Consider the following 11,630-nt stretch of genomic DNA (forward strand, 5'->3'; position numbering starts at 1 on the left):
TCTGCATCCTGGCTGAATCAAATTCTAACTAGCTCTCTCATACACACGTTTTCAAGTGCAAAATAAACTTACCTAATGCCCTGACCTCGTTGCGCTGTCTAAACTATAAAAATAATGCAAAATCTCCAACAACCAATGCATTGCTTTTGTATAACTAATTAAATAAGCATAAAAATCAGAAAGTTAAGAAGAGTAAAAACAAGTAAAACAGAGAGCTATGTCGTTATATAGTATTTTCAAAGGGGTGTATAACTGGGCTTAAAATGGGTTAGGACCCTATTTGGTAGGTTGCGGCTTAATGTGACCACTAAACCGCGAATCTTGAGTTAGTATTGTTACATTCCACCGGATGATGGATCTTCACAACTCCCCAAAAGAGGACAACTTTCAGGACCCGGCTTAGGAAATGATTCACCTGAACTAATTTCAGGGCCAATGAGAAAAACACTAAAAGCTATAAATACGAGTAATTTTAAAATATTCATAATCTTATTCTTTATTGTATGAAATGATTCGAATGTAGAGCTATATACGTTCTATCATTATTTAAAGTGAATTTGCTGCAATGCAGCATCATTTATCTGTACAGACAGATATATTACGCGCTGTGCATTTCTGTCTATCGATATTCTAGGGTACAAACTAAGGAAAAAATCTTCCGTCACGTGATAGTGCCGTGTATTTAAGTCAAAGTGATGTATGTAACTTTTTAAGTGATCATAGGTTGACCATACAATTCGATTGTCTTTTACGTGCCAACGCGTGATGGGCTCCAAACCTATGCGATGACTTAAGGCTTCAGGTATTCCAGAATGAGATTCCAAGAAAAATAATTCTCCGCCTTCTCGCGCTACAACAAAGCCACTTGAGGCCGGGCGAATTGAACGATACCCACTTAAGAAGATATCACTCTTGCCTGTTGTTAAATCATAGCGCTGTATTTCCCACTCACCACTCACTTGAACACCATATAGGACATAACGGTTATCGTAGAAAATTCCATCGCTACTTGAATTGAAACTGGCAGTTAAATAATGGACTTTGTGCGATTCAACCGAATAAACCGCTAGACGAGAGTTTTCTTTGAATAAAAGCCACTTATGATCCTTAGACACATCAAATAGCTCCAATCTATTCTCGCTTTGGTAATACACATTGATGTGCTTGGTCTTGATATTGAAGCTGCCTATAGAGTTGTGCCCATCTTTTAAGATGCGTACCCACTTCAAATCGTCTTCCTGTTGATCATACATCATGGATGCAATTTCCGGACGCGTATCAATAACTTTACTCACCGCACCGTCTCCAGAAAAAGACCGCTCGATATACAAACGCTCTGCTCGCTCTTGTGACTTCTTAATGACAGCAAGCCCACCTTGGTGATCACTTTCTATAGTTTTGATGAGTGCGCCTTGGTTCTCATAAACAATATGTTCCCCTCTTGTGCGCAAATTTAGTAAACGGATAGAACTATCACTCAATAACAACAATTCATTGTTATTGCGCCATACTGCTTTCTTGAGCAGTGGCGCATTGTCAATTAATAAAGTTTGTTGTTTAGTCGCTAAGTCATGCAGTGTGAGTTGCCTGCGCCCAGCTTGCAAATTGAGCGTTAACAGGCTTTTACGATCTGGAGACGTACTGAAGCTCACGATATATTCATCTGATTGACTGACCGCAACCAACCGTGTCTCTTGAAATCCCTCCAGATCGATTGCATACAGCATCAGCTTTGATTGAGGTGCATTTGCGAGTTGCACAATGACTTCTGAACCTGTTCTGCCCAATTGGATCTCACCAATTAAGTAGCGTTGTTCGAGTAAGGTCACCATAGCACTTTCTGGGTCAGAAACCGTTAAAGGCAACAGCTTTAATGATGAGTTACCGGTCAGCGTATTACTAAATACAAGCGCCTTATCATTTTGCGCAAAACGCACAAACATAGCATGAGGCTCTTTAGTCGTTAACTGCCGTGTGGTTTTTTCCAGTTTATCGTAGAGATAAACTTGGCTATGTTCACTTTTAAACGCTCTTCCCGTGAAAGCAATGTAACGACCATCTTGAGAAACTGCAACAGATGTCTTTTCCCCTTTGAACTCAGTTAAGCTGTCGATATTAGATACAGCTACTTTAGTAATATGAAAGGCTCCTTCATGAGCAAAATACAAAACCGCAGACACCATCGTTATAAAGGCAAAAAGGCACCCATATATAAAGCGTTTACTTGACTTTATTGGGGTTTCTTGATGTTTAATTGGTGACTCGGCTTGTGGCTCAATTGGGGGTCGAGGTACCGACTTTTGAGATGTAATGACAGCCGGCTCTTCGTCTTCAATTGGGTGGGATTCACAAATTAACTTATAGCCCCGCTTGGGCACCGACTTTATATAGTTGGGTGAAGAGATATTCTCATCTTTTAAAATCACACGTAGCTTTTTCACAGTGCCACGCACAGCCGTGTCAGTCACTATACGGTCTGACCATACTTGATCGTGCAACTCTTCAATAGTAACGTATCGGCCACGACACTGATGGAGGTATAGCAATAACTCCATCACTTTAGGCTCTACAGCGATCTCTTCGTTGTTAAGGAAAAGCAAACGTTGTTCAAGATCTAGAACAAATTCTCCTAACGAAGCCCGCATAATATCCTTTTGCAAATAATGATTCCCGGCTAACTGTACCAGTCACTTAATTGATTAACAGATATGAAGAAACTTAAGTGAATAATACGAAATATGTAAATATTCATAAAACAACCACCCAACAAGTGTACCAAGGAATTCCTCAATACATCAACTATCGCTAGCTCGTAGGCAAACAAGAAATCTCTTTATAAATATACAGTTATGAACTTTTTATAAAATTTTACAATTTTAGGGACTATCAATTTGTACTTATTAAACATCCACTTAAATAAAATTTTAATGAAAGTAACGCATTAAATTGTTTCTTAATATTCGAAAATCACGTTGACACTTTTTCACAAAACGCGTTGTTTCAGAGCAAAAAGTCGCCTTTTTCTGACCAAAGAGAGCATCCGTCCATCAACATACTTAAACAAATACAGACATTCAACTACATAGATCAAGATCTGAATCACTAACCACAGAGATTTATGGGCGCATATTATATCGCAATCAGATAATAAAGCTGAGAATAAATTGAGAAGAATTGTGAGAGGGTCTGACCAAAAAAGAGCGTTCTTATATGAACGCTCTTGGATCCTTTACATGCTCGCGAATAAATATCGCTTTATTTCATATTGGCGATGTCATCTTTCGTAGCGTTAACGGTTCTCCAAGCATACGATTCTCCCTCAACACCGTATGGATGGCCGTGTGCTGTCCAATTCGGATTTGAAAAGTAATCATATTGCGTTGCGCTACCGAATACATGTGGATATGCCATGATACTAGTGAATACATTATAAACACCATGTCCCATGCCATCAGTGTATACACCACCAGAAGTATCACCTTGTCTACGGGCATGCGTTAAGCCTTGGTTGTGACCTAACTCATGAACAAACGTCGTAGCACCACAGTCTACAGCAGTAATTGAGTACATTTTATCCACTTGTGATGGGTATAAATTACCATTACTACCTTGACCAACCCAAGCAATACCACAGCTAATTAAGTTACTTCCCGCAGAAGAACCCACACCCAACAACGCAACCATATCAGCGCGATGCGTGTTACGATATTGTGCGATTGAAGCACTGTTTGTCAGCGAGTTTAACCAATTTTCGTCAGCCGTAACTTGCGCACTACCAATGGAATCAGACGCAACTAGGTTCAGTCTTAAGTTTATATTATTTTGGCTGTAAACCTGATTTGAAAAAGACACCAATTGGTTTATTTTTGTTTGTATATTTGATGTCTTTGCCGCAGCAGCGTCACTATATAAAATGGCGATATCTATGGTATTGGCGTGCGCGAGACCAGAGGCAACTGTAAGCGCTGTCGCTAAGATTGCTTTTTTCATGTTAATTTTCCTTTCTTGTTGTTTGTGTTTTTATTGGCGGGGAAAAGAGATCTTTTGCCCCTTCTGCGGGTGCACGCTCTACAGGCGTGTGTTCCACATGATTCTTATAAAGGTCTCGCTTTGCAGCTATCCAACCGTGCTTGCCATGGGATTCAAATACATAATTACCAGAAGATACTGTAAACTGACCATAAATAGCATTGCTGCCCACTGTCATTACCGAGTTATGAAAGCGATTGTCTGATCCAGTGACTTGTGCAAAGACACTTTTGTCACCATTGGGAAAGATATCTACTTGAGTTACTTCTGCGCGGTGCATTTCTGTTGTCTGCGGAATGGTTAGGTCAAATGTATCGCCAACCTCTAGCTGCTGCATAGCAGCAAGGTCAAACTCAACATAAGCTTCTTCACTAATATCTCTTACAAGCACACCAGCTTCTACTAAAACCTCTTTCGCCTCTTCAGATATTGATGCAATTTCCCCAATATCCAATGGTAATCTCTCCATTTTTACAGTCGACTTTTTCGTTGCGATAGGAGCAATTTCCATTTCTGGTTTTGGTGAGTTTGCTACGCCAACCACCTCTAATTGATTTACATTTTTATCAATTTCCGGTGCAACTTCCTGCACGGTTTCAATCGATTCAATTACATCATTAGGTTTAGAAAAAAACCAATAAGACACGGAAATACATGACAAAATCAGCAAAAAGGCAAGTTTCTTCATTTTTTATTGTTCTTTTAATGGATACAGAGCGAATATAAAATGATCAAACAATTGTGTCAATAAAATTACACAATTATTTAACCAAGCACTAATTGTTATAACATAACGAATAATCTATATTAGGTTTTGGTCAAAAATGCCTTTATATATAAATGCAAAATTCACAACACAATAAGGGAAAGGTTCAATGAGAGGCATAGAATAGATAATATAACTAGTATTTTCATAGTGTTGAAATACGGACAAGAAAGGCGGCATAACTCCCCATATCAATTACTTTCCATTAAAGAGCGATTAAGCCATCCGTAAGAAGTAGTGCAAAAACACTAAAATGGGATGAATTCGGAATTATTTTGCTCGACAGTTTCTATTTCTTGTCTTGCCGATTTTCAAGTACTTTAACAAACTGGTGCAAATCTTTTTGAATCCCTTCTCATTACCACCTGCATATAAATGGACTTCTGCTGGTAGTAACTGACTCTTGTTAGAGTGCATCGCTTCAAGATCAAAAATGACTTTACTATCATACCAATATGATGAACCCCCAATATATAAAACTCAAATAACGTCGGTGTTGTTAGCAAAATATAGGTACCCAACAAGCTGCCATTGCGTAACTTGTGTCATTGTTCAGAGCAGCGGGTAGCTTTGTTGTTTATCTGATAGCCTTTGGGCACTCGCACATATAGATCAGTAGTAGAGTATTCATCAACAGTCTCATTGCGATAAAGACTCCTTTTGCAGATTTATTGAAGCCGTTATTTGGTGTTGCTCTAAATGCTTTTGACGTGCTTTCAGTACTTGAGCATCTATTTTCTCGATTGACCTTGATAATTGAGTAAACTGTTGTTTGGTTAACTCGCTATTAGCAACGGTGCTGAATTCTAGACTTAAAGGATTGATTGGGCGACCGTCTTTGTGAACTTCGTAATGTAAGTGACGAGCTTGCGTCAACCCAGTATTGCCAAGGAACCCTATCACTTGACCTTGTTTTACTGAGCTCCCCGATTTGATGCCTTGCGCAAAACCTTGTAAATGAGCATATAAGGTACGATAGTTATTTTGATGTTGCAGTATAACTCTATTACCAAAACTCCCTCCCCAACTCGCTTTTAGGACTTTACCATCCCCAGTTGCAAAAATAGGAGTGCCCAGTGGCGCACCAAAGTCGAGCCCTTTGTGTATGCGCGTAAACCCTAATACTGGATGCTTTCTTTTTCCATATGTCGATGACAATCGCGCGCCATTTAAAGGGGTTTTCAATAGGAAGCTATGTGCTGTTCTACCATCTGAAAAGTAGTATGCCTGATCTCCATGTTCATCTTCGTGAAGATAAAGGGTGTTTGCCTTTCCCGCTACAGAAAGGCTTATATACAATAACTCTTTAGGTTTCAATCGCGCACTAAGGGGGCTATCTAAACTCAGTATATCGGCGTTATAGAGTATCTCTAATTCATCACTTGCATGTAGGGCCCGTTGAAAGTCGACGCGATATGACAAAACCAAGATTAGTTTATTAATGATACTCACAGGTATGTCTGCTGCTAACGCGCTACCAAACAAACTATCACCGATTTTTAGTTTGGCATGCTGATTAATTTGATGTGTCGTCATACTCGACTCACTCGCATGCCACTTCCCCTCTAAAAGCCGCACATTCAGGGTTTTGGCAAAGCCTAAACCGAAAGTTACATCAGTAACTTGATGGTTAGTGTCTAGAGTGAGTATTAGTTTTGTGCCTACAGCAATTTTATTTAGGTCAAGCCAACCTCTTACAGCCGAAGCCAATGAAATTACTTGATGAGACCTGACATTGAAGGGCCGTAAGGCCTCAATCAGTGATTGCCCAGCTTCGATAGTTATTAGCTCCGTCGATATGACTGCTTTTTTTGGTCCTACCGGTAATTTAACATTCGCCTGTGAGATCTCAGGTTGGACAACTGCAAGCTCATCTTGTGATGATTTTGCAATGGTTACACAGGGCAGCGCTTCTTGTTTTAAGACACAACTCGCCCCTACCAGCACCACTGCGGCATAAAAAGTAAGATATCGTTTCATAGTTATTTGAGGTCTAAAACAGCCAGAGGGTTAAGCCTTTGCTCTTTGTGAATCAGTTCTAAGTGAAGATGCGGACCTGTCACCCTACCGGTTTCTCCTAGCGTACCAATGTGCTGCCTCCCTTTCACTGCTTGACCTTTTTCCACATCAATACTATCCAAGTGCGCATATAAACTCTGGTAACCATTACTATGCTGCAGTAATACCACTTTGCCATATCGTTCAGGTAAAGTGGTATCATCTGCCACCAACACATGGCCTTTTGCAATCGCAACTATGGGGCTGCCAATTGGCGCCACCAGATCCATACCTCCGTGAGGCTTCATGTTTCTAAACTGTGAAATGTGCCCATAGTAAGAACTGATTTTAAAATCGCGCATGGGGTTGTGCCAACCAGCGTCCATGGTATGTAAAAATGGCGCAGCCTTTATATTGAGAGCAGCAAGAATCATGCTGGTAAAGAGTAATCCTAAAAGCAATAAAAATGGTTGTGTGGGCTCTGGTTTAACAATATTTTTGAGTCTTGATTTATAGTCATCAAGTGTAAGTGCCTCAGATGAAAAATAGACAACACCTGTTACATTTTTTGACTCTACAGAACGCTTCAAGACAGCCAGTAAAGTGGCAGCATACCCACTTTTTTCAGTTTGTAAGTTGTCACTGTTATTTGATCACAACGACACTCCATTGCGCTTATAAATGCCATCTCCATTTTTCGAATGAACGGATTAAACCAAAATAGGCAACTTAGAACACGCCATATAACAATGGCAATATGATCGTTATTACGTATATGCACCAATTCATGGTAAACCAAGGTTTGTTGTTGAGCTAAATCTAAGTGCTTAAAATAACTTGGAATGATTACTTTGGGCTTGACTAGTCCAAACACAAAAGGTGACGCGCTAGTGGGTAATTCAACACAAGGTGTATCTGTCCAAGGTAGTTGAGTGAGCTCAAATACAGATACGCGTTTTGCAAGTTTGAACCAATTAATCATCAACCGCGCTAGTCTGTAAATACTAACACCCAAAATAATTGCGAGCATAAATTGCAACAACACTCGGGTTCAATTATCCATGAGTTGGTGTAGGTGTCACTGAGCTTTATTTGCTTTTGTTCTACGTAGCTACTCACATCTAGCAGCACTTTGGGCACGTTGCCTGCAGTGTTATCAATGTCCAATGGTATGATTGGCAGTAAGGTTAAAAATAACACCACCACAAACGGGTTGATGTAGGGTGCTTGATGGACACATGTTTGGCAAAATAAAATAAAACACAGCTCACTACCAACCAAAGTAGCACCATAGAAATAGGGCCGATTAGTGCGGACCATACCATTGCCGACTACTCCTGTTCCTTGTTACTTAATTCGTCGAGCAACGTTTCCAGCTCATCCAGTTCCTCGGCTTCAATTAATCGACTGTCTGCAAACATAGCCACTGGCAATGGTCCATCAAGCTCTAGCACAGACTTAGCAAAGTCTTGCGCATAGGCAGCCAGCGTTGGTACCTTTTTCACTTCTGCTGTAAATGTCTTTTTGTTACCCAACTCGCCAGTCTTTAAGAGGCCTTTTTCACTCATGCGCTCCAAGGTCTTACGTGTTGAAGAATAACTCCATGCAAACTCGGCCTCAATCGCATCATGGATTTCTCGGGCTGCCCTTGGTTCTTTTTTCCATAACAGTTTTAATATCTCTAACTCAGTGCTATTCGGTTTCATATCAATCTCCATGTGTGACATATGTCGCACTTAAAAGCAAAACTCAATAATGCTTAATAAATACAAATAGCTGAAAAGGGTTAGTTTAAATTTAATGCTTGTTTCGTTTGCGCAAGATAAGTTTGAGAAACGGGGACTTCATCACCATTTTTTAATATAAGAAGCAGCTTTCTACCTGTTTTTTTAGTTGAGCTGACAGCTTCTTTTGCTACCCACCACGAGCGATGAGTTTGAAAGCCTGGGAATGTTTCAAGGTGTTGGAGCGCATCTTTAAAACGCATTAGTAGAAGGTGCTCTCCTTTATCTGTGGTAACCCTTAGATAGTGATCATCCATTTGCAAACACAGTAATGTTCCGCGTTTTTCCAAGGGCAGCTTACTCAAAAACTCCATTAAGCGCCGATCTTGAATCGATGCAACATGTGATTCACCATCTTCTATTTGCTGTTGCTGCTCGCCTATTAGCTGATGCTGTGCTTTAACATAATCCTTAATGATACTAATGAGCGTGATAAAACCACCAATGAAGAGGCTCGCAATAATAGAGGAGATCACTGAGGACCAATAACTCTGTTGTAACGAAAAAAACAAATCGATGATAAAAGGGGCGATTAGTCCCAGCAACACACTCGCAACTGAAGTCGATACCCCCAATGATATCCATTTTTGCCAGCGTATTTCACTTATTACCAGAGCCAAAACTTTATCACCCACTCTGATGGCTGGAGCATACAATGCATAACCGCTAAAGCACATGACTAACCAGAAGCTGAGAGCATACAAGTAGCCCACATTATGCATACCAAATGGTTTTAAAAAGGCTAAAAAGCCAGCGAAGGCGAATACCACAATGCAATCTGAGACTATTTTCCTTATTGGCAATATCATAATTAACCTTTGAATTTATTATTTATTTTTTTCATTTTCACGAATCGCCAAACAGCCTAACGCATTTCACGAAGTATTTACCCCCTTCGCGAAAGGTTGATTGTCCTACCGCCCTTCGCATTTTATCTTTTTTACCACAGAGCGCAATTAAACGCTGACTCAACATAACCTACTTGGAGTAAAAAATGAAAACACTAATAGCTACACTAGCATGTATGAGCGCCCCATTATTCGCAGCAGAACTTAAGCTTACTATTAACGATGTAAATGCAAAACCAGGAAAAATATACATTGAAATGTTTAAAGGAAAGCAACCTTATCTGGCAGGGGACTCATATACAGCAACCATAGTTAGAGCGAAAAATGGTACGGTCTCCACGCAATTTAATAATTTAGAGCCAGGAAATTACGCCATTCGTTTATTTCATGATGAAAATAACAATGCACAACTAGATACCAATTTGTTTGGTATACCCACAGAAGGCGTTAGCTTCTCCAACAATGCCACTATGCAATTTGGCCCTCCTTCCTATGAAGAGATGACAATTACGATTTCGCAGGGCGCCAATGCCGAGTCAATGGCCATAAGTTATTAAGGAGCACAAATTATGGAACGTCGACAATTCATCAAAGGTATGGTGGCAGCGCCAGTTGTACATGCAGTTTCGCCTAATGTAGTCCTAGCAGCCAATAGCAAGACCAATGAGTCGTTAATACTTAATCTAAAACGCTTTAACGCCGCATTGGAACAACACCCAGAACTGATTGGCTTTAAAGGTACTGAAACTAACCTGTCTCCTCAAGAATTAACAATTGAGGGGAAGTTGCCGACGGATTTAACCGGTCAGTTTTATCGCAACGGTCCAGGTCGTCACCACAGACAAAAAGAGCGCTATCTTCATTTATTTGAGGGAGACGGCATGGTACATCGGTTCAGTATTGGCAATCATAAGGTTCGCCATCAGGCCAAATTTGTACGAACCGATAAGTTCAAACAAGAAGAACAAGCGGGAAAGTACCTATACTCAGGCCCAGATAGTAAACTAGCGAATAGCCTGCCTATACCTTCACCCGATTCAATCAATACTGCAAACACCAATGTATTGCCTGTTAATGGTGAACTCTGGGCGCTATGGGAAGCAGGCTCTGCAACGGCCATTGATAGTAATACTCTAAATACCAAAGGGCTAGTTAATATTGGTGAAGACACTCCAAATGAGCAGAGTTTAAAAGGCCTCCCCTTCTCCGCACACCCAAAGATAGAAGCTGACGGAACTATATGGAATTTTGGTTACGCACAATCAGGCCATGTAGTGTTATATCAGATAAGTCGATTTGGTAAATTGCTAAACGTTGGCATGATAAACACCGGATTCAAAGGTGGCATGTTGCATGATTTTTTAATCACAGAACGTCATCTCATACTGCTTATGCCATCTTTGAAACGTAATAGAACAATTGAAGGTCACTTCTCATCAATTCAGTTTAATGCTCAGCAAGCGATGGAAGTGTTTATCATTGATAAGCAAAGCTTCAACACAGTGAAACGATACGAATTAGAACCAGGGTTTGTTTTTCACTTTGGTAATGCATGGGAAGATAAGCAGGGTAATATTCATTTTGATGCCAGTCTTTACCCCAATGGTGAAGTACTGCAGCATATGACAAAGATAATGCAGGGATCTGATAACGTTCCCCTTTCTCCTGCAAATACTGTGCTATTTACACTGTACAAAAATGGCAAAGTTAGAAAACGTATCGTTGATGGTATTAGTGAATTTCCTCGGATCTATAGCCACTTAACAGGAAAGCAGAACAATAAGTTATTTACACTTTCCTCAGTGCAAAGTGACGTTTGGAGTGACAGTGTCAGGCGTATCGATCTCAACTCGGAGAAACAAGACACCTATACCTACGGAAAAGATTTCTTAGTTGAAGAACATGTATTAGTTAATCAAAATAATAAAGAGTCCGGTGGCTACCTTATTGGAACAGCTCTACATATACCGAGCAAGCGAACTTGTTTAAACATACTTCGTGCTGATGACGTCTCAGCCGGGCCTATTTGTCGCGCTTGGCTTCCACATGTTATCCCTTTGGGCTTTCATGGAAATTTTATGCCTACTGTTCAGGCAAAAGGCTACTGACTGTGAACGAAGTGATTACAGTTCTTTTGCACAAGGGTGACGAATGACCGAAACAAAGTTTCGCAGTATGAGGAAGTGAGCGCATGGATGCGCGATG

The 11,630-nt window shown here is 40.3% G+C and carries 11 protein-coding genes; 2 read left to right on the top strand and 9 right to left on the bottom strand.

Features of this window, described 5'->3' with window-relative positions:
- Positions 1-542 precede the first annotated feature (542 nt).
- The 9 genes from N475_RS07160 to N475_RS07200 form a co-directional block, all read right to left on the bottom strand.
- A complete protein-coding gene (locus N475_RS07160; RefSeq protein WP_063357297.1) occupies positions 543-2,645 on the bottom strand; it encodes a winged helix-turn-helix domain-containing protein in 2,103 nt (700 codons plus the stop codon).
- 610 nt (positions 2,646-3,255) lie between these two features.
- Positions 3,256-3,990, bottom strand: a complete 735-nt coding sequence (locus N475_RS07165; protein ID WP_063357296.1) for a zinc-dependent metalloprotease family protein — start codon at positions 3,988-3,990, stop codon at positions 3,256-3,258.
- A 1-nt stretch (position 3,991) separates the two neighbouring features.
- On the bottom strand, positions 3,992-4,717 hold the full coding sequence (locus tag N475_RS07170) for a hypothetical protein (RefSeq protein WP_063357295.1): 726 nt from the start codon (positions 4,715-4,717) through the stop codon (positions 3,992-3,994).
- A 717-nt stretch (positions 4,718-5,434) separates the two neighbouring features.
- Positions 5,435-6,775, bottom strand: coding sequence for a M23 family metallopeptidase (locus tag N475_RS07175; RefSeq protein WP_063357294.1), 1,341 nt, complete (start codon positions 6,773-6,775; stop codon positions 5,435-5,437).
- Between the two features lie 2 nt (positions 6,776-6,777).
- Positions 6,778-7,383: a M23 family metallopeptidase gene (locus tag N475_RS07180; RefSeq protein ID WP_063357293.1), complete on the bottom strand. Its 606-nt coding sequence runs from the start codon at positions 7,381-7,383 to the stop codon at positions 6,778-6,780.
- A complete protein-coding gene (locus tag N475_RS07185; RefSeq protein ID WP_063357292.1) occupies positions 7,380-7,775 on the bottom strand; it encodes a M56 family metallopeptidase in 396 nt (131 codons plus the stop codon). Before N475_RS07185 ends, N475_RS07180 begins: the two co-directional genes overlap by 4 nt.
- Positions 7,776-7,783: 8 nt before the next feature.
- Complete coding sequence (locus N475_RS25730) at positions 7,784-8,113, bottom strand: hypothetical protein (RefSeq protein ID WP_063357291.1); 330 nt, start codon at positions 8,111-8,113, stop codon at positions 7,784-7,786.
- An 11-nt stretch (positions 8,114-8,124) separates the two neighbouring features.
- The gene (locus tag N475_RS07195) at positions 8,125-8,499 is read right to left on the bottom strand and encodes a BlaI/MecI/CopY family transcriptional regulator (protein WP_063364955.1); all 375 of its coding nucleotides are present in this window, start codon (positions 8,497-8,499) and stop codon (positions 8,125-8,127) included.
- Between the two features lie 80 nt (positions 8,500-8,579).
- The gene (locus tag N475_RS07200) at positions 8,580-9,386 is read right to left on the bottom strand and encodes a LytTR family DNA-binding domain-containing protein (RefSeq protein WP_081232389.1); all 807 of its coding nucleotides are present in this window, start codon (positions 9,384-9,386) and stop codon (positions 8,580-8,582) included.
- A 185-nt stretch (positions 9,387-9,571) separates the two neighbouring features.
- Between N475_RS07200 and N475_RS07205 the strand changes: the two genes are divergently transcribed.
- The gene (locus tag N475_RS07205) at positions 9,572-9,982 is read left to right on the top strand and encodes a DUF2141 domain-containing protein (protein ID WP_063364957.1); all 411 of its coding nucleotides are present in this window, start codon (positions 9,572-9,574) and stop codon (positions 9,980-9,982) included.
- Between the two features lie 12 nt (positions 9,983-9,994).
- Positions 9,995-11,533, top strand: coding sequence for a carotenoid oxygenase family protein (locus N475_RS07210; protein ID WP_063357287.1), 1,539 nt, complete (start codon positions 9,995-9,997; stop codon positions 11,531-11,533).
- Positions 11,534-11,630: the final 97 nt, after the last annotated feature.

The organism is Pseudoalteromonas luteoviolacea DSM 6061, from assembly GCF_001625655.1.
In the GTDB taxonomy this organism is placed as follows: Bacteria; Pseudomonadota; Gammaproteobacteria; order Enterobacterales; family Alteromonadaceae; genus Pseudoalteromonas; species Pseudoalteromonas luteoviolacea.

Excerpts from the sequence above, each read along its gene's own strand:
- N475_RS07160 (WP_063357297.1), bottom strand. The coding sequence starts at position 2,645 with ATGCGGGCTTCGTTAGGAGAATTTGTTCTAGATCTTGAACAACGTTTG.
- N475_RS07165 (WP_063357296.1), bottom strand. The coding sequence starts at position 3,990 with ATGAAAAAAGCAATCTTAGCGACAGCGCTTACAGTTGCCTCTGGTCTC.
- N475_RS07170 (WP_063357295.1), bottom strand. The coding sequence starts at position 4,717 with ATGAAGAAACTTGCCTTTTTGCTGATTTTGTCATGTATTTCCGTGTCT.
- N475_RS07175 (WP_063357294.1), bottom strand. The coding sequence starts at position 6,775 with ATGAAACGATATCTTACTTTTTATGCCGCAGTGGTGCTGGTAGGGGCG.
- N475_RS07185 (WP_063357292.1), bottom strand. The coding sequence starts at position 7,775 with ATGATTAATTGGTTCAAACTTGCAAAACGCGTATCTGTATTTGAGCTC.
- N475_RS25730 (WP_063357291.1), bottom strand. The coding sequence starts at position 8,113 with ATGGTCCGCACTAATCGGCCCTATTTCTATGGTGCTACTTTGGTTGGT.
- N475_RS07195 (WP_063364955.1), bottom strand. The coding sequence starts at position 8,499 with ATGAAACCGAATAGCACTGAGTTAGAGATATTAAAACTGTTATGGAAA.
- N475_RS07200 (WP_081232389.1), bottom strand. The coding sequence starts at position 9,386 with ATGATATTGCCAATAAGGAAAATAGTCTCAGATTGCATTGTGGTATTC.
- N475_RS07205 (WP_063364957.1), top strand. The coding sequence starts at position 9,572 with ATGAAAACACTAATAGCTACACTAGCATGTATGAGCGCCCCATTATTC.
- N475_RS07210 (WP_063357287.1), top strand. The coding sequence starts at position 9,995 with ATGGAACGTCGACAATTCATCAAAGGTATGGTGGCAGCGCCAGTTGTA.